Origin of the sequence: Hwanghaeella grinnelliae, assembly GCF_004005845.1 — a bacterium.
GTDB lineage: Bacteria > Pseudomonadota > Alphaproteobacteria > UBA8366 > Aestuariispiraceae > Hwanghaeella > Hwanghaeella grinnelliae.
The window spans coordinates 1,424,713-1,449,644 of the sequence record NZ_SADE01000001.1; the positions used below are offsets into that span (position 1 = coordinate 1,424,713).

General features: G+C 58.6%; 31 protein-coding genes. 24 read left to right on the top strand and 7 right to left on the bottom strand.

Annotation, left to right across the window (positions count from 1 at the left end):
* The first annotated feature begins 41 nt into the window (after positions 1–41).
* From urtB to ureG, 11 genes are read left to right on the top strand one after another with little or no spacing between them, the layout of a single operon-like run.
* Positions 42–1,706 carry an urea ABC transporter permease subunit UrtB gene (urtB, locus tag EOI86_RS06500; protein ID WP_127764282.1) on the top strand — a complete coding sequence of 555 codons (1,665 nt, stop codon included), beginning with the start codon at positions 42–44 and terminating at the stop codon, positions 1,704–1,706.
* A 2-nt stretch (positions 1,707–1,708) separates the two neighbouring features.
* A complete protein-coding gene (urtC, locus tag EOI86_RS06505) occupies positions 1,709–2,902 on the top strand; it encodes an urea ABC transporter permease subunit UrtC (RefSeq protein ID WP_240035577.1) in 1,194 nt (397 codons plus the stop codon).
* Complete coding sequence (urtD, locus tag EOI86_RS06510) at positions 2,895–3,680, top strand: urea ABC transporter ATP-binding protein UrtD (protein ID WP_127764283.1); 786 nt, start codon at positions 2,895–2,897, stop codon at positions 3,678–3,680. Before urtC ends, urtD begins: the two co-directional genes overlap by 8 nt.
* Positions 3,681–3,690: 10 nt before the next feature.
* Positions 3,691–4,386, top strand: a complete 696-nt coding sequence (gene urtE / locus EOI86_RS06515; RefSeq protein ID WP_127764284.1) for an urea ABC transporter ATP-binding subunit UrtE — start codon at positions 3,691–3,693, stop codon at positions 4,384–4,386.
* On the top strand, positions 4,361–5,200 hold the full coding sequence (locus tag EOI86_RS06520) for an urease accessory protein UreD (protein ID WP_127764285.1): 840 nt from the start codon (positions 4,361–4,363) through the stop codon (positions 5,198–5,200). The genes urtE and EOI86_RS06520 overlap by 26 nt, the downstream gene beginning before the upstream one ends.
* Positions 5,201–5,237: 37 nt before the next feature.
* Positions 5,238–5,540, top strand: a complete 303-nt coding sequence (locus tag EOI86_RS06525; RefSeq protein ID WP_127764286.1) for an urease subunit gamma — start codon at positions 5,238–5,240, stop codon at positions 5,538–5,540.
* A gap of 13 nt (positions 5,541–5,553) precedes the next feature.
* Entirely contained in the window at positions 5,554–5,859 is a 306-nt protein-coding gene (locus EOI86_RS06530) for an urease subunit beta (RefSeq protein WP_127764287.1), read from the top strand.
* A 14-nt stretch (positions 5,860–5,873) separates the two neighbouring features.
* Positions 5,874–7,586: an urease subunit alpha gene (gene ureC, locus EOI86_RS06535; protein WP_127764288.1), complete on the top strand. Its 1,713-nt coding sequence runs from the start codon at positions 5,874–5,876 to the stop codon at positions 7,584–7,586.
* Between the two features lie 48 nt (positions 7,587–7,634).
* Positions 7,635–8,162: an urease accessory protein UreE gene (locus EOI86_RS06540; RefSeq protein ID WP_127764289.1), complete on the top strand. Its 528-nt coding sequence runs from the start codon at positions 7,635–7,637 to the stop codon at positions 8,160–8,162.
* 25 nt (positions 8,163–8,187) lie between these two features.
* Positions 8,188–8,907: an urease accessory protein UreF gene (locus EOI86_RS06545; RefSeq protein ID WP_127764290.1), complete on the top strand. Its 720-nt coding sequence runs from the start codon at positions 8,188–8,190 to the stop codon at positions 8,905–8,907.
* A gap of 44 nt (positions 8,908–8,951) precedes the next feature.
* Positions 8,952–9,560: an urease accessory protein UreG gene (gene ureG, locus EOI86_RS06550; RefSeq protein ID WP_205032156.1), complete on the top strand. Its 609-nt coding sequence runs from the start codon at positions 8,952–8,954 to the stop codon at positions 9,558–9,560.
* A 100-nt stretch (positions 9,561–9,660) separates the two neighbouring features.
* Here ureG and EOI86_RS06555 read toward each other — a convergent pair whose 3' ends face one another.
* Together EOI86_RS06555 and EOI86_RS24525 are read right to left on the bottom strand one after the other, a co-directional pair.
* Positions 9,661–9,897 carry a helix-turn-helix domain-containing protein gene (locus tag EOI86_RS06555; protein WP_127764292.1) on the bottom strand — a complete coding sequence of 79 codons (237 nt, stop codon included), beginning with the start codon at positions 9,895–9,897 and terminating at the stop codon, positions 9,661–9,663.
* Between the two features lie 31 nt (positions 9,898–9,928).
* Positions 9,929–10,465, bottom strand: a complete 537-nt coding sequence (locus EOI86_RS24525; RefSeq protein ID WP_161973723.1) for a DUF2975 domain-containing protein — start codon at positions 10,463–10,465, stop codon at positions 9,929–9,931.
* A 312-nt stretch (positions 10,466–10,777) separates the two neighbouring features.
* Between EOI86_RS24525 and EOI86_RS06565 the strand changes: the two genes are divergently transcribed.
* From EOI86_RS06565 to EOI86_RS06575, 3 genes are all read left to right on the top strand, one after another.
* Positions 10,778–11,437 carry an MSMEG_1061 family FMN-dependent PPOX-type flavoprotein gene (locus EOI86_RS06565; RefSeq protein WP_240035578.1) on the top strand — a complete coding sequence of 220 codons (660 nt, stop codon included), beginning with the start codon at positions 10,778–10,780 and terminating at the stop codon, positions 11,435–11,437.
* Positions 11,438–11,615: 178 nt separating this feature from the next.
* On the top strand, positions 11,616–11,990 hold the full coding sequence (locus tag EOI86_RS06570; RefSeq protein ID WP_127764295.1) for a hypothetical protein: 375 nt from the start codon (positions 11,616–11,618) through the stop codon (positions 11,988–11,990).
* 20 nt (positions 11,991–12,010) lie between these two features.
* Positions 12,011–13,216, top strand: a complete 1,206-nt coding sequence (locus tag EOI86_RS06575) for a hypothetical protein (RefSeq protein WP_127764296.1) — start codon at positions 12,011–12,013, stop codon at positions 13,214–13,216.
* Positions 13,217–13,290: 74 nt separating this feature from the next.
* On the opposite strand, the gene EOI86_RS06580 is transcribed toward EOI86_RS06575, so the two are convergent.
* Positions 13,291–13,848 (bottom strand): NUDIX hydrolase, encoded by a 558-nt coding sequence (locus tag EOI86_RS06580; RefSeq protein WP_127764297.1) that lies wholly within the window; start codon positions 13,846–13,848, stop codon positions 13,291–13,293.
* Positions 13,849–14,008: 160 nt separating this feature from the next.
* Here EOI86_RS06580 and EOI86_RS06585 point away from each other — a divergent pair, with 160 nt between their 5' ends.
* The 3 genes from EOI86_RS06585 to EOI86_RS06595 all read left to right on the top strand — a co-directional run bounded on the left by EOI86_RS06585 (position 14,009) and on the right by EOI86_RS06595 (position 15,775).
* Positions 14,009–14,575, top strand: a complete 567-nt coding sequence (locus EOI86_RS06585) for a DUF2199 domain-containing protein (RefSeq protein ID WP_161973724.1) — start codon at positions 14,009–14,011, stop codon at positions 14,573–14,575.
* A gap of 101 nt (positions 14,576–14,676) precedes the next feature.
* Positions 14,677–15,177, top strand: a complete 501-nt coding sequence (locus EOI86_RS06590; RefSeq protein WP_127764299.1) for a hypothetical protein — start codon at positions 14,677–14,679, stop codon at positions 15,175–15,177.
* A 208-nt stretch (positions 15,178–15,385) separates the two neighbouring features.
* On the top strand, positions 15,386–15,775 hold the full coding sequence (locus EOI86_RS06595) for a thiol-disulfide oxidoreductase DCC family protein (RefSeq protein WP_127764300.1): 390 nt from the start codon (positions 15,386–15,388) through the stop codon (positions 15,773–15,775).
* A gap of 11 nt (positions 15,776–15,786) precedes the next feature.
* Here the strand turns inward: EOI86_RS06595 and EOI86_RS06600 are convergent, their stop codons facing one another.
* Complete coding sequence (locus EOI86_RS06600; RefSeq protein WP_127764301.1) at positions 15,787–16,335, bottom strand: gamma carbonic anhydrase family protein; 549 nt, start codon at positions 16,333–16,335, stop codon at positions 15,787–15,789.
* 179 nt (positions 16,336–16,514) lie between these two features.
* Complete coding sequence (locus EOI86_RS06605; protein ID WP_127764302.1) at positions 16,515–17,186, bottom strand: VPLPA-CTERM sorting domain-containing protein; 672 nt, start codon at positions 17,184–17,186, stop codon at positions 16,515–16,517.
* A 423-nt stretch (positions 17,187–17,609) separates the two neighbouring features.
* On the opposite strand from EOI86_RS06605, the gene EOI86_RS06610 reads away from it, so the two are divergent.
* From EOI86_RS06610 to EOI86_RS06635, 6 genes are all read left to right on the top strand, one after another.
* Positions 17,610–18,053 carry an ester cyclase gene (locus EOI86_RS06610; protein WP_127764303.1) on the top strand — a complete coding sequence of 148 codons (444 nt, stop codon included), beginning with the start codon at positions 17,610–17,612 and terminating at the stop codon, positions 18,051–18,053.
* A gap of 170 nt (positions 18,054–18,223) precedes the next feature.
* Positions 18,224–18,571: a hypothetical protein gene (locus tag EOI86_RS06615; RefSeq protein WP_127764304.1), complete on the top strand. Its 348-nt coding sequence runs from the start codon at positions 18,224–18,226 to the stop codon at positions 18,569–18,571.
* A gap of 68 nt (positions 18,572–18,639) precedes the next feature.
* Positions 18,640–20,667, top strand: a complete 2,028-nt coding sequence (locus tag EOI86_RS06620) for a B12-binding domain-containing radical SAM protein (RefSeq protein WP_127764305.1) — start codon at positions 18,640–18,642, stop codon at positions 20,665–20,667.
* An 82-nt stretch (positions 20,668–20,749) separates the two neighbouring features.
* The gene (locus tag EOI86_RS06625) at positions 20,750–21,193 is read left to right on the top strand and encodes an ester cyclase (protein ID WP_161973726.1); all 444 of its coding nucleotides are present in this window, start codon (positions 20,750–20,752) and stop codon (positions 21,191–21,193) included.
* A 170-nt stretch (positions 21,194–21,363) separates the two neighbouring features.
* Entirely contained in the window at positions 21,364–21,837 is a 474-nt protein-coding gene (locus tag EOI86_RS06630; protein ID WP_127764307.1) for a hypothetical protein, read from the top strand.
* Positions 21,838–21,924: 87 nt separating this feature from the next.
* Positions 21,925–22,212, top strand: coding sequence for a hypothetical protein (locus EOI86_RS06635; RefSeq protein WP_127764308.1), 288 nt, complete (start codon positions 21,925–21,927; stop codon positions 22,210–22,212).
* 59 nt (positions 22,213–22,271) lie between these two features.
* On the opposite strand, the gene EOI86_RS06640 is transcribed toward EOI86_RS06635, so the two are convergent.
* On the bottom strand, positions 22,272–23,171 hold the full coding sequence (locus EOI86_RS06640) for a LysR family transcriptional regulator (protein ID WP_127764309.1): 900 nt from the start codon (positions 23,169–23,171) through the stop codon (positions 22,272–22,274).
* Between the two features lie 119 nt (positions 23,172–23,290).
* Between EOI86_RS06640 and EOI86_RS06645 the strand changes: the two genes are divergently transcribed.
* The gene (locus EOI86_RS06645) at positions 23,291–24,238 is read left to right on the top strand and encodes a DMT family transporter (protein WP_127764310.1); all 948 of its coding nucleotides are present in this window, start codon (positions 23,291–23,293) and stop codon (positions 24,236–24,238) included.
* A gap of 58 nt (positions 24,239–24,296) precedes the next feature.
* Here EOI86_RS06645 and EOI86_RS06650 read toward each other — a convergent pair whose 3' ends face one another.
* The gene (locus EOI86_RS06650) at positions 24,297–24,863 is read right to left on the bottom strand and encodes a VPLPA-CTERM sorting domain-containing protein (protein WP_127764311.1); all 567 of its coding nucleotides are present in this window, start codon (positions 24,861–24,863) and stop codon (positions 24,297–24,299) included.
* Positions 24,864–24,932 lie beyond the last annotated feature (69 nt).

The window sequence follows — 24,932 nt, forward strand, 5'->3', positions numbered from 1 at the left end:
TGGGCGAATGGCCCGGGTGTTCCGTTATTCTGGATAAATTCATGTCTGTTGCGGCTTTGATTTCTTCCTTGCGCACGGGTTTGGTAACCGCGCTGGCCGCCTTGGTGCTGGCCATCTGCGTGACCGGGACCGCTGGCGCGCAGGATGCGGCGTCCGAAGATGCGTTGAAGGCTGCCTTGCCGAAGCTGACCGAACGGTCCTTCGACGTTAAGGGCCAGGCCATCAAGGATATCTCAACATCGGGCGACCCGCGGGCGCTCGACCTGCTGCTCGCCATTCAGGAAGGCGATCTCTATTACCGGAAAAGCGACGATTTGATCGTCTACGCCGCGGATGCGGAAAGCGGCTATGACATTAAAGATGCACTGACCGGCGAAGACCTCGGCAATGTGGGCAAGCGCAAGGTCAAAAAGATCAGCATCAATAATCAGCTGCGTTCGATCCTGAAAGGGGCGATCGGATCCCTGGAATTGATGTCGCCGAACCCGGATCAACGCGTCGCGGCGGCACGCGCAATGCTGTCGAACCCGACGGCGGACGCGATGCCGATCCTGCTGACGGCGTTGGAAAAGGAAACCGATCCGGCCGTCCGGGATATGCTGGATTTGGCGAAAGCGGCTTTGGAAGCGTCCATCGGTTCTGTCGAGGATCGCCTCGCCGCGGTGGAAATCATGGCCGGGTCGATGAACCCGGATGTCTGGGCCATTCTCGGCCGGTTGGCCGCCAAGAGCGACGGTTCCGGCAGTGAGGACGAAACCACGGTTGGAAAGGCCGCTCAGCAGGCCTTGAACGAGATAGAGGGGCAGAAACAGGTCTTCGCCCTTGTCGAGACTGTCTATTTCGGTTTGAGCCTGGGGGCGGTGCTGCTGCTGGCCGCGGTCGGCCTGGCGATCACCTTCGGGGTGATGGGCGTCATCAACATGGCCCATGGCGAAATGCTGATGATCGGCGCCTATGTGACCTTCGTGGTCCAGCAGTTGATGCCGAACCATATCGAATATTCGCTATTCGTGGCGATCCCGGCGGCCTTCGTGGTCACCGGTCTGATCGGGATCGGCCTGGAACGCTCGGTGATCCGCGTGTTGTACGGCCGGCCGCTGGAAACGCTGCTCGCCACCTTCGGAATCAGCCTGTTCTTGCAGCAGACCGTGCGCTCCGTCTTCTCGCCGCTGAACCAGCCGGTAACGACGCCGGAATGGATGAGCGGCTTCTACGAGGTCAATGGCGCTTTGTCGCTGACCTATAACCGCCTCTATATCATTTTGTTCTGCCTTATCGTCTTTGCAGCCCTGCTGCTGCTGTTGCGGAAAACCCCGCTCGGCCTGCAGATGCGGGCGGTGACGCAGAACCGCGCGATGGCCTCCTCCATGGGCATCCGAACCGGCTGGGTCGATGCCATGACCTTCGGCCTGGGATCGGGGGTTGCCGGGATCGGCGGCGTTGCGTTGAGCCAGTTGACCAATGTCGGGCCTAACCTCGGGCAGGCTTATATTATCGACAGTTTCATGGTCGTCGTCTTCGGCGGCGTCGGAAATCTGTGGGGCACCTTCGTGGGAGCGATGTCGCTGGGCGTGGCGAATAAGTTCCTGGAGCCCTTCACCGGCGCCGTCGTCGCAAAAATCATCGTCCTGGTCCTGATCATCCTGTTCATTCAACGGCGGCCGCGCGGCTTGTTCGCGCTCAAGGGCCGCAGTGTGGAGGGCTGAGCATGGCAAAGGCAGAGACGATGACGGAAGCGAACACTACACCGCGCTACTCGTCCTGGGTTCTGTCCGCGCTGACGGACCGGACCTCGGTATCGGTGCTGGGGGCGATCGGGGCCCTCGCCATAGCCTGTGTGCTGCTGAACCAATTGCCGGAATCCAGCGCCTTCCATGTGCCCACCTATATGATCAGCCTGTTCGGCAAGTATCTGTGTTACGCGGTGCTGGCACTGTCGGTCGATCTGGTTTGGGGCTATTGCGGAATTTTGAGCCTGGGGCACGGGGCGTTCTTCGCGCTCGGCGGTTACGCGATGGGCATGTACCTGATGCGCCAGATTGGCGACCGGGGCGTCTATGGCCACCCGATATTGCCGGACTTCATGGTCTTCCTGAATTGGGAGGAACTGCCCTGGTACTGGTACGGGTTCGACTTCTTCCCCTTCGCCATGCTGATGGTGGTGGTGGCGCCGGGCGCGCTGGCCTTCGTTTTCGGCTGGTTCGCCTTCCGGTCACGTGTGACCGGGGTGTATCTGTCGATCATCACCCAAGCGATGACTTATGCGCTGATGCTGGCCTTCTTCCAGAACGATATGGGCTTCGGCGGCAATAACGGCCTGACCGACTTCAAGGACCTGATGGGCTTCGATCTGCGGTCCGACGGGGTGCGGAATTGGCTGTTCCTGTCGTCCGCCGCGACGCTGGCCATCGGCTATATCCTGTGCCGGTTGGTGACGACGTCCCGCATGGGCAAGGTCCTGATCGCGATCCGCGACGCGGAAAGCCGGGCCCGGTTCCTGGGCTACCGGGTCGAGTACTATAAACTGTTCGTCTTCACCCTGTCGGCCATGTTGGCCGGGGTTGCGGGCGCGCTTTACGTGCCTCAGGTGGGGATCATCAATCCCGGTGAATTCGCGCCACTGATTTCCATCGAGATCGTCATCTGGGTGGCGCTCGGCGGGCGCGGTTACCTCTATGGCGCCATTGTCGGCGCGCTGGTGGTCAATATCGCGAAAAGCTATTTCACCGTCGCCTTTCCGGAAATCTGGCTGTTTTTCCTAGGGGGGCTGTTCGTGCTGGTGACGCTATTCATGCCGCGCGGCATCGTCGGCCTGGTCGGCGAAACGATCGGGTCCGCCTATGGATCGATGAAGGGATCCGCGCGCCGGCGCGCCGAAGCGATGGGGGGCGCCGATGACTAATAGAAAGGGTGTCACGCCGCACGAAGCGGCGAAGGTGGCCGATGGGTCGATGCTGTATCTGGACGGCGTGACGGTCAGCTTCGACGGGTTCAAGGCATTGAATTCGCTGTCGATGATCATCAAGCCCGGCGAGATGCGGGCCATCATCGGCCCCAACGGCGCAGGCAAGACGACGATGATGGATGTCATCACCGGCAAGACGCGGCCCGATTTGGGCGACGTGCTGTTCGACGGCGGTGTCGATCTGACGAAGCATGACGAAGCGGCGATCGCCTCCATGGGGATCGGCCGGAAATTTCAGAAGCCGACCGTCTTCGAAAGTCATTCGGTCTATGACAATCTGATCCTGGCCCTGAAGCAGAACCGCACGGCGCGCGCCACCTTGTTCGCGATGACGGGCAAGGCGGACGAGGACCGGATCAATGAATTGCTGGAATTGACGCGCCTGACCGCGCAGCGCGACCTGTTGGCCGCGAACCTGTCCCATGGGCAGAAACAATGGCTGGAAATCGGGATGTTGCTGGCGCAGGACCCGCGTCTTCTGCTGGTCGACGAACCGGCCGCCGGTATGACCGATGCGGAAACGGCCGAAACGGCGGTGCTGCTGAAGGAAATCGCGAAGTCGCATTCCGTTGTCGTCGTAGAGCATGACATGGATTTCGTGCGTGATTTGGACGTGCGCGTCACCGTGCTGCACGAAGGCAGCGTGCTGGCCGAGGGGACATTGGATCAGGTCAGTTCCAACGACCGCGTCATTGAAGTCTATTTGGGACGATAGGAACGGGCACATGCTGGCTGTTGAGAATGTCGATCTGTTCTACGGCGCGGCCCAGGCGCTGAAATCCGTTTCCGTCACGGCGGAGCAGGGCAAGGTGACCTGCGTGCTGGGGCGCAACGGGGTGGGCAAGACCAGCCTGTTGAAGGCAATCGCCGGGCAGCAGGCGGTCAGCGCCGGGACCATCACGCTTGCCGGTGAAAACATCCTGTCCATGCGGCCCTATGACCGGGCGCGGAAGGGCATTGCCTATGTGCCGCAGGGGCGGGAAATCTTTCCTTTGCTGACGGTGCGGGAAAATTTGGAAACCGGCTATGCCTGCTTGGACCGGAAGACCAGCTTCGTGCCGGATGAGGTGTTCGAACTGTTCCCGGTGTTGAAGGATATGCTGCGCCGGCGCGGCGGGGACCTTTCGGGCGGTCAGCAGCAGCAGCTTGCCATCGGCCGCGCCCTTGTCATGCGGCCGAAACTGTTGATCCTGGACGAACCGACGGAAGGGATCCAACCGTCGATCATCAAGGATATCGGCCGCGCGATCGCGTTCCTGCGCGATCGGGGCGACATGGCCATCGTGCTGGTCGAACAGTATTTTGACTTCGCCAAGGAGTTGGCAGACAGTTTCGCTGTCTTGGACAGGGGCGAAGTCGTCGCCTCCGGCGGACGGGAAGAGTTGGCGAATAGCGATGTACGACGGCATCTTACCGTCTGATCAGGTAAAGCGGTTACAGCGCGTCAGCGCCACGGCTTCCGTGACACTGCACCGGAAGGACGGCGCCGTTCGGCTGTGCCGGCTGTATCAGGCCGGCGCCGCGAAGATACGCCTGCCGAAGTCCTACGCACCGGACCGCGCCGACGTGACATTGATCAACACCGCCGGCGGATTGACCGGCGGGGATGTCTTCGATGTCTCTGTCACCGTCGCGGAAGAGGCGGCCGCCTGTGTCACTACCCAGGCTTGCGAGAAGATGTATCGCAGCCTGGACGGCGACGCGGTGGTCACGAACAGTCTTGCCGTCGGCCCCGGCGCGCGCCTCGCCTGGATGCCACAGGAAACCATCTTCTACGACCGTGCGTCCCTTTATCGGAAATTAAATGCAACGGTAGACCCGGACGGGGCGTTGTTTGCCATGGAGCCGATGGTCTTCGGCCGTACCGCCATGGGCGAGTCGGTCGAGCGCGGTTCCCTCAAGGACGCTTGGACAGTCAAACGCGGAGACGTGCTTGTCTATGCGGATCGTACCTACCTCAACGACGAATTCGCCAGCGTCCTGAGCAGGCCCGGCATAATGCGCGCGGCAAGGGCCTTTGCCGCCGGCGTGTATGTCGGGCCCGGGCAGGGGCGGGTGCGGGATGCGATCCGCGCCGTGGCCGAGCCCGATGGCGTCACCGCCGGCGTCAGTATTGTACGGGGGGCGGTTTCAATTCGGTGTGTCGCAACGGACAGCCAAGGGTTACGCCGGTGGATCGGCGCAGCCTATCAAGCTGCCTGGGGTGAGGATCTGCCCCGTGTTTGGGGGTGCTAGTTTTGCTTAGGGAAAGACGGGAAGCGGGAGAGAAAACATGAACCTGACCCCGAGGGAGAAGGACAAGCTGCTGATATCGATGGCGGCCATGGTGGCGCGCCGCAGGCTTGAACGCGGCGTGAAACTGAACCATCCGGAAGCCATCGCGCTGATCACCGATCACGTGGTCGAAGGCGCCCGGGACGGCCGGTCCGTCGCCGACCTGATGGAGGCGGGCGCCCATGTCATCACCCGCGATCAGGTGATGGAAGGCGTCGCGGAGATGATCCATGACGTTCAGGTCGAGGCGACCTTTCCCGATGGCACCAAGTTGGTGACCGTTCACGAACCGATACGCTGAGGGGGATTGAACCATGATACCGGGCGAACTCTTTCCCGCGGACGGGGAAATCGAATTGAACGCGGGCGCGGAAGCGGTGACGCTCAGCGTCTCCAATACCGGCGACCGGCCCGTGCAGGTCGGCTCGCATTATCATTTCTATGAGACGAATACCGGGCTGGACTTCGACCGGGAAAAGGCGCGCGGCATGCGCCTCGACATCGCGGCGGGCACCGCCGTGCGGTTCGAACCGGGCCAGACCCGCGAGGTGACGCTGGTCCCCTATGGGGGCGCGCGCCGCGTGTTCGGTTTCAATCAGAAGATCATGGGTAGCTTGTAAGGGGGGCTAGGAACATGCCGGCAAAAATCAGTCGCGCCGCTTATGCGGATATGTACGGCCCCACCGTCGGGGACAAGTTGCGCCTGGCGGATACGGACCTGATCGTCGAGGTGGAGAAAGACTTCACCACCTATGGCGAGGAAGTGAAATTCGGCGGCGGCAAGGTGATCCGCGACGGCATGGGCCAGGCGCAGACCACCCGCGCCGAAGGCTCGGTCGATACGGTCATCACCAATGCGCTGATCATCGATCATTGGGGCATCGTGAAGGCGGATGTGGGCCTGAAGGACGGCCGCATCGCCGCCATCGGCAAGGCCGGAAACCCGGACGTTCAGCCCGACGTGAACATCGTCGTCGGCCCCGGCACGGAAGCCATCGCGGGGGAGGGTAAGATCCTGACCGCGGGCGGCTTCGACTGCCATATTCATATGATCTGCCCGCAGCAGATCGACGACGCGCTGATGTCCGGCGTCACCACCATGCTGGGTGGCGGCACCGGCCCCGCGACGGGCACGAATGCCACCACCTGCACGCCCGGGTCCTGGCATATCGGCAAGATGATCCAATCCGCCGACTCATTCCCGGTGAACCTGGCCTTTTCCGGCAAGGGCAATGCCAGCCAGCCCGCCGGGCTGGTGGAGCAGATCCTGGGCGGGGCCTGCGCGCTGAAACTGCATGAGGATTGGGGCACCACGCCGGGCGCCATCGATTGTTGCCTGTCGGTCGCCGACGAGTACGACATTCAGGTGATGATCCATACCGATACGCTGAACGAAAGCGGTTTCGTGGAAAACACGGTCGCGTCCTTCAAGGGCCGCACCATCCATGCCTTCCACACGGAAGGGGCGGGCGGCGGCCACGCGCCGGACATCATCAAGGTCTGCGGGGAGTCCAACGTTCTGCCGTCGTCGACCAACCCGACACGGCCCTATACGGTGAACACGCTGGAAGAACATCTGGACATGCTGATGGTCTGCCATCATCTAGACCCCAGCATTCCCGAAGACGTCGCCTTCGCCGAAAGCCGCATCCGCAAGGAAACCATCGCGGCGGAAGACATCCTGCACGACATGGGGGCGTTTTCCATCATCGCGTCAGACAGCCAGGCCATGGGCCGGGTGGGCGAGGTGCTGATCCGCACCTGGCAGACCGCCGACAAGATGAAGAAGCAGCGCGGGCCGCTGAAGGAAGAAACCGGCGATAACGACAATTTCCGGGTTAAACGCTATATCGCGAAATACACGATCAACCCGGCCGTCGCGCAGGGCATGTCGAAGCATATCGGCTCGGTCGAGGTGGGCAAACGCGCCGACCTGGTCCTGTGGTCGCCCGCCTTCTTCGGCGTGAAGCCGGACCTGGTGATGGTCGGCGGCATGATCGCCGCCGCGCCGATGGGGGACCCGAACGCCTCGATCCCGACGCCGCAGCCGGTGCATTACCGGCCGATGTTCGGCGCCTTTGGCCGCGCCAGGGAGGCTGTCGGCGCCACTTTCGTCTCGCAAGCCGCGCTGGATGCGGGGCTGGCCCAGACGCTCGGCACGGGCAAAACCCTGCTCGCGGTCGAGAATACGCGCGGCGGGATATCCAAAGCCTCGATGGTTTTGAACGATGCGACGCCAAAAGTGGAAGTGGATTCAGAGACTTATGAGGTCCATGCAGATGGCGAATTGCTGACATGCGAACCTGCCGATGTACTTCCGATGGCACAGCGGTATTTTCTATTTTGACGCAAGTGCGGCTGAAGCATCGCACGGAATTCATGCTAGGGAGATTTTATGATTAGAGCGGTTACGGTACTTGAACGCGGCACGTGGAACGGCGAGGCCGTCGATACGGTTGTGTTGGATTATGACGCGCGCCACCGCCGGCGCATTGCCATGAACGGGGTGCACGGGCTTTCCTTCCTGCTGGACCTGCCCCGGCCGGTGGCGATCTCGTCGGGCGACGCGCTCCGGCTGGAAGACGGCCGCCTCGTCGCGGTTCAGGCGGCGGAAGAAAAGCTGCTGGAAGTGACCTGCGAGAACCGCCACGACCTGATGCGGGTGGCCTGGCATCTGGGCAACCGGCATCTGCCCACGGAGATCCATGAAGCGGCGGTGTTCATCCGCTACGATCATGTGATCGAGGAAATGCTGAAGGGCCTGGGCGCGTGGACGACCGTCGTTTCCCGCCCGTTCCAGCCGGAAGGCGGGGCCTATGGCCAGGGCACCGTGATGGGCCACAGCCACGGCCCGCATGACCATGTCCATGCCTATGACGCCAGCGGCGACCACGACCATTCCCATTTCGGGCAAACCCACTAGGGCCAAAATCGTTAGGGGCTGAACCATGGCAGCGCCGTCCTCTCTTTCGGAAAGCCGGGCGCTGCTGCGCTTGATGACCTGGATGTCGCCGTCCTTTCCGGTTGGCGCCTTCACCTATTCCCATGGCTTGGAATGGGCAGTCGAGCAGGGGGACGTGAAAGACGCGGAGACCCTGCGCCTGTGGCTGTTGGATGTGTTGCAGCACGGCTCCGGCCGTAGCGACGCGATACTGCTGGCGGAAGCGTGGCGGCGGGTGACCGGCCAAGCGGGTGAGATAGGTGAAGGCGTGGATCTGGCCGATCTGGTCGACCTCGCCTTGGCGCTGAACCCCAGCGAGGAACGCCTGCTGGAATCCGAATCCCAGGGCAAGGCCTTCGTGAAGGCGGCCAAGGCCGGCTGGCCGGTACTGGACGGGTGCGGCGAGGATCTGGTCCGGGACATCGCCCGCGCGCCCTATCCCATCGCGGTCGGCGCGGTGGCGGGGTTGAGCGGCATTGCCCTGGAAGACGCGCTGGCGGCATTCCTGCACGGGGTGGTGGCGAACCTCGTTTCGGCGGGGGTGCGGCTTGTGCCGCTGGGCCAAAGCGACGGCATCCGCGTGCTCGCCGCGCTGGAAGGCGAGCTGCTTTCCCGCGCCGACTGGGCCGCCAAGGCCGGTTTTGAGGAATTGGGCGGCTTCGCGCCGCTGATCGACATCGCATCGATGAAACACGAAACCCAATATACAAGGTTGTTCAGGTCATGAGTGCAGTTGCGGAAACATCCGGTCCCTTGGAAAATACATCGAACATGAACGGGCCGCTGCGCGTCGGCATCGGCGGGCCGGTCGGGTCGGGCAAGACCGCGTTGATGGAACAGTTGAGCCGCGCGATGTATGGCCGCTTCAATCTCTGCGCCATCACCAACGACATCTATACCAAGGAAGACGCGCGCATCCTGACCGAAACCGGCGTGCTGCCCGAAGACCGGATCATGGGCGTGGAAACGGGCGGCTGCCCGCATACCGCCATCCGGGAAGACGCCAGCATCAACCTCGCCGCCGTCGACACGATGATGGAAAAGTTTCCGGGCCTGGATTTGATCCTGATCGAAAGCGGCGGCGACAACCTGGCCGCCACCTATTCGCCCGAACTGGCGGACCTGACCATCTATGTCATCGACGTCTCGGCGGGGGAGAAGATTCCCCGCAAGGGCGGCCCCGGCATCACCCGTTCCGACCTGCTGATCATCAACAAAACAGACCTCGCCCCCCTCGTCGGCGCCAGCCTGGACGTCATGGACCAGGACACCAAACGCATGCGCGGCGAACGGCCGTACTACTTCACGAACCTGAAGGCCGGGAAGGGCGTTGAGGAGATTGTTGAGTTCATTGTGAAGAGCGGCGGATTGGACGGATAGCTCGGCAAACTGTCACTTTCCGTCCATCTTCCGTCGTTAACCTCATTGAGGCTGCGGTAGCTGCCCGTGCCGGTGAAACCGCTTCGAGAGGCTTCAGGTTCTAACGATCCTCCTCTCGTTCATTCTCGCTTTTGGGGGATGAAAATTCGAGGATGTCTCCGGGTTGGCAGTCCAACGTGGCGCATATCTTATCCAGCGTCTCGAAACGCACACCTTTGACCTTACCTGACCTGAGCAATGACAGGTTTTGCTCGGTGATGCCGATGGCCTTCGCCAGTTCCTTCGATTTCATTTTCCTGAGTGCCAATTGCACATCCAGGCGGACAATAATGGTCATGATTGAATCCCGGTTCGGCGATGTGATGGCTCTAGACGAATGACTGGTTTTCGACATTCAGATTGTGCCCAACGGACATGATCCACGCCGTCACACGCATCACCAAAGCCGCAAACAGCGCAAGTGCGTGCGTATGGTCAAAGCTTATCTCCAATTCGGGAGAGGCCGTGTGGTAGGACATGGCGATGCTCAAGAGGGATTCCGAGACCATCCAGATGATGACGAAAAGCACCGCTGCCGTCGCAATCCGGCTGTAGATCCGAACGGTCGCCTCGGAAAAGAACACGCCTTTTGAATAGAGCGCGAACAGTTGCTTGAGGTGCCACAACCCTTTCGCCATGAAAAACCCCGGCAGAAAGCAAATCAGGATCCCCAATGCCCGCTGTTCCGGCGGCGGCGGCCAGGAATCGAAGTACTTCGTCGACTCGCCGAAAGGCATCTGGTCAAACCACAGGTCGGTCGGCAACAGCCAGTGATGGGCCAGATAAAAGGGGAGGAGGCAGAGCAGCGCGAGGCAGAGAAAAGAGAGCTTCTTGCTCGTGCTGGTGATTCTTTCATACCGTGTCATAAGGGGGTTCCTGAAATTGAAAAGCATAGAAAAATTAACGTAAAACAGTAATAAAATACTGTAAACAGAAAAATTGTGCCGAGCGAGGGCAACTTGTTCGTGCCCTTGCCGGCGATGACAGGTTCGCGCCGTCCAGCCCCAAGCCCCTGAAAACAAAGCCGTCTTGTGCCGGGGTGCGGTTTTTTGGAATGAGGTGGATATCGATGTCGACCAGGGGGACTGGCGGGGTAGGGGGGCGGCCGCCTTCCCGTGTGCCGGATGATTGCTTAGACTATGGCTTTGGGCCGCCCGCAGGCGATCAAGGAGACGAGCGTGAGCGAAAATTTTCAAGACGGGTTTTATCCGGACGGGCTTCCCGGGGATGTCAGCGTCGTGACGGACGAAGCCGCATTGCGCGCGATGCACAAGGAACCGATGACACGGTCGACCGACAAGGTGCTGCCGGCGCTCGACCGGCATTGCCGGGCGATCATTGCAAAATCGCCGTTTTGTCTGATCTCGTCCCAAAGCGACGACGGGGCCGATATTTCCCCGCGGGGCGACCCGCCGGGTTTCGTTCGGGTCATCGATAAGTCCCATTTGCTCCTGCCCGATCGGGTCGGCAACAACCGGCTCGACAACGCGGCGAACCTGCTGAAAAACCCGAAAATCGGTATGTTGTTTCTGGTACCCGGCATGAACGAGACATTGCGCGTAAACGGTCTCGCCCGGATTACCGACGACCGCCGTCTTCTCGATCCTTGCGCGGTGAAGGGCCGCGCGCCGATTACCGGCCTGCTTATCACGGTGAACGAGGCCTTCGTGCACTGCGCGAAAGCCTTGCAGCGATCTGAGCTTTGGAACCCGGATGTCCAGATTCAGCGGAACGAGCTGCCCAGCTATGCGACGATGCTGGTCGACCATTGCGAAGGGCTGACCCAGGCGGAATCGGACCGTCAGGGCAAGATCATGGCCGAGAGAGGACTTTATTGAACGGCGCGCGTCGCTAGGGATCTGTCAGAGGTGAATCCACCTCGTAACCGTCACCGCAAGTGCACCACGCTTTGCGTCTGAACTTACCATTCAGTAGCCATCGCAAGGCAGGCATTTGTTTGGTAGGCTGCCGTCTTAACGAAAACAGTAAACGACGACCATACGGATGGGGCGTGGGATGTTTTTCAGAACAAGCTTGGTCGCCATGGCAGCGGTTCTAACCTTGGCGGCGCCGGCTGCGGCGCAGAACGTAGATTGGAAGCTGTTAGATTCGGGTGTCTTGGTTGATACGGCCCACGGTAAAGGAGTGGAAATGCGTATCCAGCCTGAACCGATGGTCGATGGCCTGTTCGACAGCCCGGAGATCGGCAGGATCATGGTGCTGCTTTGCAATCACTATGTGCCGTATGTCCTTCCTTATGTGACGGAGAAATTCGACATGGATAAAGCGGATTTCATATCTGTCCGATTGCTATCAGGCGGCGCGGTGTTTGGTAGATACATACAAGAATTCTATGCTGTATCCGACGACGGGTGCGGCGCGGCGCTCTGAGCCAAACTCGGTTACGCAACATGCAAAGAAACACTGCTGCTTATTTTGACCTAGAACGTGACTTGTGCCCAATGCTTGAACAGGTGTTGGCGCAATTGTCAGAGTATCTTCTGACGCATTCTATATCGAGCCTTGATAAGGGGCTTCTCTTGAATTTGCCGATATGCAGCGATTTTTCCAAAGCTATCGAAGACGTAGGTATTTTTAATTTTTTAGCTAAATCAATCGATTGTCGGGGAAAGTTCCAAAACGCAACCCATAGACAAATGTTCGCTAATTGGCTTTTGGTTAGAGGCTTAGAGGTGTCGGCAGCTAGAGCGGTAGAAGATGTCAAGCTGTACCTTTCGGCGTCCGAGATAGATTTTTATGTGATAGCTTTGGTGCACGGTATTTTATTTGAAGATGATTTCGAGGCACTCGAATTGGGTGACGGTGTGTTTGTCTCGCCAATAGAAACGCCACCTGTGCGATTTTTTAGAGGCTATGCAAAAGAAGGCGCGAATTGGCGAAGCTCGCTGGCGACAGCGTTACTGTTCAAGAAGATATCAAGACCTCGACGCGAAGGGGAAGGCGCGTTTAGTAGCCTTCAAACAGTTGATAATGTGGAGGCAATTCGGGAAGAGATAAATGATGCGCGTTTGATTTATGCAACTCAATCTCAAAAAGGTATTCAGTTAGAGGGGTTTACCACTATTCCGGCTGACTCAGTTCCACACTGGGGTGGGAGTTTTGTGTTACATAGAAATTTCTTAGGGCCAGTCGAACTAAACGGGGGAATATTAGAGAGAGATGCGACATGTACGAAAATGTTGTTAGAACAGTTTCGTCGCTTAGATAGAACCGAGAGAGAGCGACTGAGTGTACCTCTGCGCTTCTATAACGATTATCTTTCTGTTACTGGTCCGGAAGACCGCGCCATGTTCTTGCGAGTTTGCTCTGAGGCTTTGTTTCTTGACGACAACGAAACAGGAGAACTTCGATATCGCCTTGGTCTAAGGGCAGCTTTTTATTTGGCAGATGAATTGGACGAAAGAAAGTCTGTCATTAAGGCGGTTAGAGACGGATACGATATTGGTTCGAGAGCAATTCACTCTGGTAGGATTCAAAGTACGAAGACCTCCGAAGAAAAACTAGATCATGCTGCCAGCTTAGTTCGAAAAGCGATTTTGAAGCGAATAGAAACTGGACCAGTTGATTGGAACGAAATTGTTCTGCAATCAAAATAAGGTATCGAATTCAGAGTTACGGTGACAGTTAACTAAATAGTAAAGTCAGTTGATGCCGCGATTAAACCCTCACCTCACGGTAGTTTACCCAGTCGTTTCAAGACGGTCTTGGTCCTCGACTGCATTCTCACGATGGAGTCGTCCGCAAGGCTTTGCGGGATTTCCGTTAGGGCGAGCCAAGCCAGATCGTTCGATTCCGGGCTGACGATGAAGTCTCGGTCGCCGGCCAGTATCAAGAACCTGCAATCATAATGGTAGTGGGTCGGGGTGCCTTTCCTTTCCGGGATGAGGTGGACGTCGATATCGAACAGGGCCTCGTCGAGCAGGTCCATTTTGGCAATGCCGCTTTCTTCCCGTGCTTCCCGAAGCGCGGCGGCTTGTATGGAACTGTCGTCCTCCACGTGACCGCCGAGCTGGAACCAGCGGCCAAGTTTCTTGTGGTGGGTGAGCAGGACTGACTTCAGGTCGGGGGAGAGTATCCAGGCCGATGCCGTGACATGACCTTCCAAAGTTTCCCTGCTTGCGCAGTTCGGTGTGCGGCTTACGAAGCCGAGCGTATTCTTCCGGTGTTCCTCTTCCGTCTCGTCGGCGGAAACATGGTTCTGGAGCAATTCAATCAAGTGGCGTTGCATGGGTTTCCAAACATTTCATCTGACTACAAACGGGATGGATAGAATTACGGTGTTTTGTTTGAGGCGATAGTTTAACGAACAATTCTATCTTAAGATCATGGTTCCGATGATCATCCGATGTGGAATACCTAATGCATCGACTATCGATAGGCGATTCAGTATGCAATTGTTCGGAATAAACTTAGGGAAAAAGAGGTTTGAATTTCGATGTTCGGGCTGCGGGAAAATGCATCGAGGCTCGCCCTCTATCAGTTATCCTCGTCCGATTCAGTATTATTGGATCCCAGAAGACGAGAGAACACAACGCATCAAAGATAGTGATGACTTTTGCATAATTAGCCATACGTCTGGTACGGAAGAAGACTTAGATTTTTTTATTCGGGGCACGCTTGAGATTCCAATCCACGGTGTTGATGACCCGTTTATTTGGGGCGTGTGGGTCTCACAATCAGAGGCAAATTTCGAACGGTATCTCAAGACCTACGATTCCGACCAAACCGGACTAGGCAGTTTCGGTTGGCTGACCGTGACCATGCCCTATTACAATCAAAGTGAGCCCGGTGAAGAACTGGCGAATGTGGAATGTAATGTCGAATGGGGAGCAGCCCGACCGAAGATCTACGTTCGGGAATACGACCACCCGTTATTTTTCGATCAGCAGAATGGGCTGCCATGGGACAAAGCTGTGGAAATAGCGCAATTGGCTCTTCACGTGACCGATGACTAGTGTCTTCAGTAAGGTAGTGTCACATCGGGCGAGGGCCTCGGAATGGTATTTTGACAGTACCATAGAGACATAGAATCTCGGGTCACCAATGGGATCGAAACATGCAACTAGTGCACATTCGACTTGTCGTGTTTTGCCTTTCTATCATCGGCATAACGGGTGCATCGGTTCTTGCCGGGGAGGCGTCCCCATCCGGTCCTGCGGGCGGCGCGGGTATCCCGCCCGACTTCTTTGCCGGGGACTATGTCGTGGTCGGCCAGCTGCCCGATGGCAGGGCAGCCTATAGCGGCAATGCCCGCATCGCGGCCGATGGCGACGGCCTTTCGATGCAGTTGCGGATCGACGGCGAAACAACATCCGCGGCCGGGCGGTTCGACATCCCCAGCCCGCCGGGGGAAGGCATGGTCCTCCGGTTCGTAGAAGCGAGCGGCGCATGGAAATCTACGTGTTTGTGGCACGTCGACCTGGACAACTACCCACGGCTGACCTGCACTAAACTGCTGGCCGGGGCCGATCACACCGCGCCGGGCTTGGAGAGTTTTTTCCCCACCGGCGCTTGGCCCGACAGCGCGCCGGGCAAGGCTTTCAACGCCCCTGACTAGACCCAGCCGGACCGGGGTCGAAACCCAGCCGTCTTACGCCCCGAACATTTCGTCAAACAATAGACGGGTTAGTGTGAATTAGGGTGTCTGACAGAGTCGCGCGGTAATTGCACCGCGTTCATTGATCCGCCGGTTCGGCCCGGGCGTATCCCTTGCACCAAGCAGTCGTACAGAGTGGCGCGCTTCCGGCGCGGGAAAGCATTGGGATATGCATGAAAATGGCGCGGGCGGGGCAGGGACGACCGTTCTTTACGACGGGTCCTGCCCGCTCTGCAAAGCCGAGATCGGCCTGTATCGGGACCGCGACGTGGACGGCCGGTTGTGTCTTGTCGATGTCTCCGCACAGAACGCCGCGCTCCCTCAAGGTCTCGACCGGCAGGCGGCGATGGCGCGTTTCCATGTCATCGCCTCGGACGGACAAGTGCTGTCCGGCGCGGCGGCGTTTATCGAAGTCTGGCGGGCGTTACCCGGCTGGCGCTGGTTGGCGCGGTTGGCGGCCCTGCCGGGCGTTGAGCCTATCCTGGAAGTCACCTACCGCGCCTTCCTGAAAGCACGGCCCGCGATGGTCCGGCTGTTCGTCGCCGTAAAGCGGTTCTGATCATCCAAACGTCACCCCCCGAACAATTCCTTCAATTCCGCCAATTGATCCTCCGTCAACCGGTCGCGGCCTTCCGCATAGTTTAGCGCGTTCATATGGTAGAAACGCGCATTGCCCAAATTCGCTTTGCTGTTGTCGCGTTCCGCCACGCGTTTGCCGGGGACGCCGGCGATGATCGAGTTTTCGGGGAAGACCGCGTTTTCCCGAACGATGGTATGGCCGGCGACGATGGAATTCGCGCCGATCTTGGCCCCGTCCATCACCGTGGCGTTGATGCCGATCAGGCAGCGGTCGCCGATCTCGCAGCCATGCAGGGTGACATGGTGGGTGATCGAGCAATCCTCGCCCACGATGGTCGGCGTTCGCGCGCCCACATGGATCATCACGAAGTCCTGGATATTGGTGCGCGCGCCGATCCGGATTTCCTCCATCTCCGCCCGCGTCACCACATTCGGCCAGATCGAGGCCCCGGGGCCGATATAGACCTTGCCGTAAAGATAGGCGCTGTCATGTACCAATGCCGGATTGTCCAGCGTTACGTCCGCCCCGATATGTCCCATCGCGCCGTTTCCTCCCATCATCGCCGTTCGCTGATCGCCGTTTGGTCCGGCAACCTTTCAGGCACTATCTGACCACGAACCGGGCCGTGCGACCAAGCCGCGATGTGGGGGCAACAGGCTTTGTCCCATGCCCAGACCCGATGCCTGCGTGACAGGCATCGGCGTCATGAGCGGCGGTATCAAACCGTGAGGCGACGTTTGCGCCAGCCGAGCAGGCCGAACCCGGCTAAGGCCGCGCCCATCAAGGGAAGTGCTGCGGGGAGCGGGACCACCGCGCTCTGTGAGACGAAAGTGGCATTGTCGAGTTCAAAAGTATCCAAGCCGGATGGAAATGCCGTTCCGGTGAACTCGATGGATGAAATCGTTCCGGTGCTGATGAAACCGGCAAAGCCATCGTCTGATACAAACGTGCCTCCAATGACGTCGTGCAACAGGAACGTTTCCGCACCATCATCGTCAATGATCGTAACGTTAACGCCGGCGTTTGCTGCAGCGTTCACGCTGAAAGCATCGAACCCGATCGCGAAAAAACCCGTTGGAAATGTCCAAACAATGCTGGTCGGCCGAGAGAATTCGTCTTCGAAGTCTATGTCCGCATTGAACACACCCGAACTCACATTGTGACCGAAACCGGAAAACGGGGTCGCCGTGGAAATCACACCGGAGGCGAAATTGAGAACGGCGGCATTCGCGATGGCGCTGTCGAAGGTTTCGGTCACGGTGGTCGTGCCGCCGGGCAGGGCGCCCTGGAAAGCGGTCAGATCGTCAAAGGTGGTGACGGCGGCGCTGCCGGTTGTGCAAATCGCCATGGTGCCGAGGAAGGCCAGGGCGGTCAGAGATGTCTTCAACATAGGATGCTTTCCTTTTTTACCAAAAATCATGCCGCACGGTTTTTTCCGAACGAACCGTTTACGGCGCTGACCGTTTCGATCAGCACCGTTCAAATTCACATGTGCCCCTCAACCTCATGTGTCGGGCGCAGGGTAGCCCAATAGGCACCTCGAAGATGTCAACCCAGCCGGCGACATTGTGTACAGCTGGACATAGGATTGTATGCAGAAGCGGTCTGAGGGCCGGTTCGGCTGCCGCGAAACAGCGGAAAATCCCCAATCTTTGCCAAGGAATATGGATTTCGGCCGACTGATGATGGTGACCCGAATTGGCGACTCTGACAGAGAGTGGTGGCAGACGCCTGACGATTGCAATTCGGGGAGGGTGCCCTGGATACAGTGGCCGGGCTACGGTGGTTTGGGACAATCGAGGGAAGCGGGCGAATGTCGGTCGAAGCGAATAAGGCGCTGATGCGCCGGTTTTATGAGGAATTCTGGTGCAAGGGGAATCCGGATGCGGTGGACGAACTGGTCGCGCCGGACTTCACGGATCATCAATTGCCGCCGGGACTTCAGCCGGGGCCGGAGGGGTTGAAACAGCTAGTCCGCGAATGGCGTACGGGCTTTCCGGACATGCATGAAACCGTGGACATGATCCTGGTTGACGGCGAGATGGTCACCGGACGATTTATCCTGACCGGGACGCATCAGGGGCCGTTCTTCGGTATTGCGCCGACAGGACGAAAGGTGCGCATCACCGGGATCGACCTCGTGCGCATCCGGGACGGGCGGATCACCGATTTCTGGTATAGCGAGGACCAGCTGAGCCTATTGCGGCAGTTGGGCCAGATCCCGGATGAGCCGATGCCCTCGCCGCAGCCGGTGTGACGGGGGGCTGCCCAAACCGAGCGCCGCCGTTGCCCTTTCATCTGCCCGGTCTACCTGATGTTGATAGGGATATGAAAATATCCTAATGTCTTTGGCCGGAATATAGGGAAATTCTTCCCGCGCTGGCGGATGGCCGGTTTCCGGCACAAGGCAAAGCATTCAGGGCAGAAATGGACGATACGGTACGGTACGACGTCAAGGCGGCTTTTGCCCCGCAGGATCTGCGGACGTTTCGCACCGGTGACGGTAAGACCTATGCCATCGTTTCGCATTTTCCGGAAAAGAAGCTGACCATCGATACATGGATCGGCGGTTTTTACACCGTGGCCGAATTTCGCGCGGTCCTGACCTATATCTGCGACCAATTCGATGCCGGCCGATACGCGTATTGGCTGGCTGACCTGCGCCACTTGAACAGCGGCTTCCATCATTCGGAAACGTGGCCCGCCCGCAGGTCTGTTGGACGCCTGGGCTTGTTCGCCGCAAAAGAAATAGCCGAGCAGGACAATCTGCGTTAGGCATTATTCTTGCTGGTTCTGCGTAGAAGCCGAGATCCAATAGAAAACATGGCGAAAGGACGGAACGCATGCGGGTTCTTCTGATAAACCCCCAAGGGAATTATCCGAATAAGGGCCCAAGCTTGGATATGATTCCCCAAGGCCCGGCCTATATTTCCGGCATGATGATCGCGCAGGGGCATGCCGTGCGGGGGGTCAATACAAGTTGGATACTCAGCGATGAAACGGCGCCGGACGCCCTGGCGCGCTCGATCAAAGAAAATATCCATGAGTTCGAACCGCAAGTGATCGCCGTCGGTGGCATGGTCGCGGAGTACCTTTTCGTGCGGGACGCGATAGGGTTTGTCCGTAAATTCGCGCCCGATACGCCGATTCTGTTGGGCGGCAGCATCCTGACCAATGACCGATCCTTGTTCGAAACCCTGCGTCCGGATTTCGGTATCATGGATGAGGGTGAGTTGCCGATCAAAGAACTGCTGCACGCTTTGGAAACCGGCGGCTCGGTGGAAGCAATTGAGAATATCTCGTATTGGCGGGACGGCAGACCCGTCTACAACAAGCTGCGCAATGCGAATTACGGTTTGGACGAATTGCCGTTGCCCGATTACGACGTGATGGAGATCGAAAAGTACTTTCAGATCAGCAATCAGTTCGACAACTATTTTCACGTCATCACGCAAAAATACCCGCGGGTTCTTCCTTTGAGCTCCGGGCGTTCCTGCCCCTTCAAATGCACGTTCTGCCAATATTCGACGCTCGATGGATCGCGGCGGAAGTACCGGGGCAGGTCCATGCAGAGCGTGGTCGACGAGATCGCGTATTTTCATAACAAGTACGAGATCAACATTCTCAAGATCTATGACGACTTGTTTTCGGTGAAGTCCGACCGGATTTACGAGTTCTGCGACCTGCTCAATAAGTCGAACATCAAGATCGATTGGAACGCGTCAATGCGCGTTGGGGATGTGACGCTTGATCTGTTGAAGGCAATGAAGGACGCGGGCTGTATCCATATCGGCTACGGATTCGAGAGCGCGGATGACGGCGTGCTCAAAAGCATGAACAAGCGCATTACCGCTAGCCAAATTCAAAACGCAATCGAGTTGTCGGAACAGGCCGGTATTGGCGTTCAAGCCAACTTCATCTTCGGCGACCCGAAGGAGACCCGGGAATCCGTCGAGAAGACGATCTATTTCTACAAGAAATACGGTATCGATCATATCATCCACACCGATTACATCATGCCTTATCCCGGCAGTCCGATCTTCGATGTCGCGAAGGCCAAGGGGTTGATCGAGTCGAACATCGCCTATTGCGAGACCTTGCATTACCGTCCCAGATACAACATGACGGAAATGAGCGATCAGGAGTTTTACAAGGCTATCGATCCGATCATTGAGGACAAACTGGCCGGCGCGAAATTCGCCGAAAACGTCCGGATAGGCATCGACACCAGTCCCAAGTTCAAGTCGGCGTTTTTCGCCACCAGGGTTCCCTATGCAGTTCAATGCACCTGCCCGCATTGCAGCGAGGAACAGGACTTTGTTTTCCCCATGCCCAAGCGTGACATCGGCAAATGGTCCGAGCGGGCCCGATTCTTTCCGCCCCATAAGTTTTATTGCGGAAGTTGCTATAAACGCATCCTCATTTCATTGCTCTCAATCGGTGGTATGGAGGAATCCTTCACAAAGTACCTTATGGAACTGCAGTCGATCGCGGCGTCCGGTAAATCGATCGTCATAGCGAACACGGTCCCGTATGAAATTATAGACTCGCTGAAGGCCTATGGTGTCGACTTTGACAAGTTGAACATTAATAGATTTTTGCAAAAAGAGAACCTGACCCAGTTCACGAGCTTCCTGGATTATAAATGTGAGACCCGCTCGACCGAGAATGTTATGCGAAACGCCCATCTTCTGCATGTGATCCTTCCGCATCATGCCGCGGAACTGGTGCTTGAGGATTTGCGCGCGACCGGTTTACCCGACAGTAAGATTCTGACGATGGATACCACTCAGATTCCCGATGCAAAATATCTTGCGGCGAACGGCTGTGAGGACCCTACCGACCTTCGTCTGGTGGCGGCATCCGCCTGATTGTTCGAGCGGTTTTTACGAGCGACGCCGGGGCGCCTTTTGGCCGATCCCGAACGCGCAATACATTGAGGGGGACGGGCGAATGTCGGTCGAAGCGAAGAAGGCGCTGATGCGCCGGTTCTACGAAGAATTCTGGTGCAAGGGGAATCCGGATGCGGTGGACGAACTGGTCGCGCCGGACTTCACGGATCATCAATTGCCGCCGGGACTTCAGCCGGGGCCGGAAGGGTTGAAACAGCTAGTTCGCGAATGGCGTACGGGCTTTCCGGACATGCATGAAACCGTGGACATGATCCTGGTTGACGGCGAGATGGTCACCGGACGATTTATCCTGACCGGGACGCATCAGGGGCCGTTCTTCGGTATTGCGCCGACAGGACGAAAGGTGCGCATTACCGGGATCGACCTCGTGCGCATCCGGGACGGGCGGATCACCGATTTCTGGTATAGCGAGGACCAACTGAGCCTGTTGCGGCAGTTGGGCCAGATCCCGGATGAGCCGATGCCCTCGCCGCAGCCGGTGTGACGGGGGGCTGCCCAAACCGAGCGCAGCCGTTGCCCTTTTATCTGCCCGGTCTACCTGATGTTGAGAGGGATATGAAAATATCCTAATGTCTTTGGCCGGAATATAGGGAAATTCTTCCCGCGCTGGCGGATGGCCGGTTTCCGGCACAAGGCAAAGCATTCAGGGCAGAAATGGACGATACGGTACGGTACGACGTCAAGGCGGCTTTTGCCCCGCAGGATCTGCGGACGTTTCGCACCGGTGACGGTAAGACCTATGCCATCGTTTCGCATTTTCCGGAAAAGAAGCTGATCATCGATACATGGATCGGCGGTTTTTACACCGTGGCCGAATTTCGCGCGGTCCTGACCTATATCTGTGACCAGTTCGATACAGGTCGATACGCGTATTGGCTGGCCGACCTGCGCCACTTGAACAGCGGCTTCCATCATTCGGAAACGTGGCTCGCCGAATATGCGTTTCCACGGGTGCTTGCTGGCGGTCTCGTCCGTGAGGCCGTTGTTCTACCCGAGGACAGGGGCGACCCTGCGGACTACGATGTTTTTGGATCCGCGTCCGCCGCCCTAAGAAAAATTACCGACGGCAAAATTCGCGGCTTCGGCAATGTGAGCGACGCCAAGGCCTGGCTGTTCGACGTAGGCTGACCCGCGCGAAGCGGAAACCCGGCTGTACCGAATGCGTTGGGAGAACGTTTTTTGCCGCTGAACCGGTTCTGAATAAGGAGAAGAAGGATGCGTATCGGACTGTTCCTGGTTCCTATGTTTATGCTGTCCGCCAATGCCTATGCGGCCAATTGCACCTCTTACAATTTCTCGGTCCCGAAATACGAAACGATCTGCTTTTCGCAATCGAAGTATCAGTACCGGTGTGTGGCAAGTGAAGGGCGGCCGGCCTTCAGCTACGTTCAGAAAATCACCCTCAAATCGTCTTTGAACGATGCCAGCATTTGCGACTATCTGGACGACGAGCATGCGGAACCGCAGGGACTTCCGGCCGGTGCGAAGGTTCTTGAAAAGTAGGGACCGACCGGGCTGGATTCCGGCGGCAAACCGTCGGCGGTTTCTCGCCGTCCCTGGTTTTACGATGGCGCGCGGTCCAGCAGGGTGAGGAAGGACCGAAGGGCGGGCTGATCTTTCTCCGCCCGCCAGACCATGCAGGTCTCGATGTGAGGCGGCTTTTCTTCGATCGGCACGTAGCGGGCGCCGGTGCGGTTCATCGCGGTCATGGATGTCGGCACCAGGGACACGCCTAGACCGGCGGCGACCAGGCCGATGATGGTCTGCATCTGGATCGCTTCCTGATGGATGTGCAGCGGCTTTCCGTTCCGGGCGTAATACTCCGCCACGATATCGTAATAGGCGGGCGCGACCTGACGCGGGAAAAGGATCAGCGGTTCCGCCGCGATCCGGTCGAAAGGAACGGGCTGGCCCGTTTCCGCGCCGGGAAAGGTGAAATCCGCCGGCACCACCGCGACCAAAGGTTCCCGTTGGAGCGGTCGGTGGGATAGGCCGGCGGACCGAAAACCCTCGCCGGACGGAATGATGATCCCGGCATCGATTTCGCCTTTCGCGAGGGAATCCAACTGTATGTCGCTTGTCGCCTCCCGAAGGTCGACCCGGACATCCGGAAAGGCATCGCGGAAACGGCGGACGAGGTCGGGCAACACGCTGTAGCTGGCGGTGCTGACGAAGGCGAGGCGCAACCGGCCCAGCTCTCCACGGGCGGCGCGCTGCGCGATGGCGGGCAGGGCTTCGGCGTCGGCGAGCACCCGGCGGGCATGGTCCAGCCAGATGGCGCCGGCCGGTGTCAGTGCCACGCTGCGTTTCGTGCGGCGGAACAGCGGCACGCCCAGGGTCTCCTCCAACCCGCGGATGGACATGCTGAGCGGCGGCTGGGTGATATTCAGCCGGTCGGCCGCACGTCCGAAATGCAGTTCCTCCGCGACCGCGATGAAATGCCTGATTTGGCGAAGGTTCATGCCGATCTCACATTGATATATTTTAAGTATGAGTAAGGTCTTAGTTATATATTTCACAAACAATCCGGCAAAATCTAGGATTGCGGACAAGGCAAACAAGCTTCAATCCAATGAAGGGCATGCCAGCCGCGGTGAGGAACAGCGTGCAGGGCGAAGCGCGGCAGGAGCGTGACACGGTGGAGCGGCACAAGGAGGAGCGGCGCAAGGAGGAGCGGCACAAGGTTGGGGCGGGCATCGTGATGATGTGCGTAGGAGTCGCCTGCCTCAGCGTCAACGACGCCATCGCCAAGCACTTGATCGAGGTCTATTCGCCGCTGCAGATCCTGTTTCTGCGCAATGTGATCGCCTTGCCCTTCGCCTTGGTGATCACGGCGCGGGTCGGCGGCGTTCAAGCGCTGCGCTCAAGCCGACCCTTTCCGCATCTAATGCGTGGCTTCCTTTGGGTCGTGGCGACGATCCTGTTCTTTACCAGCTTCGCCTATCTGGACTTGGCCGAGGCGACGGCGCTGATCTTCGTCGCGCCGTTGTTCATTACCGCGCTTTCGGCGGCCTTCTTGAAGGAGCAGGTCGGCTGGCGCCGCTGGTTCGCGGTGATTGCCGGTTTCGTCGGCGTGCTGGTCGTCATCCGTCCGGGATCGACGGCGTTTCAACTGGTCTCCCTGCTGCCGGTTGTGGTGGCCTTCCTCTACGCCTTGCTGATGCTGGGCGCGCGCTGGGTCGATCCCCGGGAAAGCGCCTGGACGATGCTGCTCTATATGACGGGCGCCAGCGCCTTGTTAAGCGCCTTTGTCGTGCCCTTCGTCTGGACAGCCATCCGGGTCGAGGATTTCTGGTTCTTTGCCGGCGTCGCGCTGTTCGGCACCGCGGGCATGACCCTGATGACTCAGGCCTTCCGCTTTGCACCGGCCTCGATCGTGGCGCCTTTCGATTATACCGGCTTACTCTGGGCGACCGTGTTGGGTTGGTGGTTCTGGCATGAGGTCCCCGACGCCTGGGCTGTCTTGGGCGCAGCCATCATCGTCGCCAGCGGTATTTTCATCCTGTGGCGGGAACGGGGGCGATCCTGAACAAGAAAACGCCCGACCAAAGGGCCGGGCGCTTTGTGCGTCTATTGCTTAGCGGCGGTTATGCCGACGCCTTCCCACGCCGACGCCATGACATGAAGCCAAGACCGCCGATGGCCGATAGCAGAAGCGGCAAGGCCGCCGGGACGGGCACGCGAGAAACCGTCATCTGCATCGATGCCAGGGCTGCATCGGCGGAGTCGTAAAGGACAGTAACGTTTGCGTCGGATATCACCAAGATATCCGGATCGTCGTCGCAACCGATGAAATGACAGCCGAAGAAACCGCCGGCGCCGCCCTTAAATGGATTGCCGCTCGCCACAAACGTAGCGGATAGCCCGTCTGCCGCGATGGTGCCTCCAGCCGAATCCCATCCGGTAAATGTGAAGTCGGTGATGCTGTCGCCGGTAACCGTGATGTCCGTCGAAACGATATCCGACAGGGAGAACGATCCGCCGGCCGCGGCATTGATCTCTATCGTGCCGGTCGCGCGCAGGGTGGTATCTTCGGTCGATACGACACCGGGCGCATCGGCGGCGCCGGACCAGAAGAAGTCGAATACGGTGGCGCTCGCTTCGCCCCCCAACATCGCCAGCAGCGCGGCCGCGCCGATCAAGCTTTTCCACATTTTCAGTCTCTCCTTCACCTTGAAGTTAGTTTGGAACGGCAAGCGCAGAACCTTTGCACGTGTTCTAAT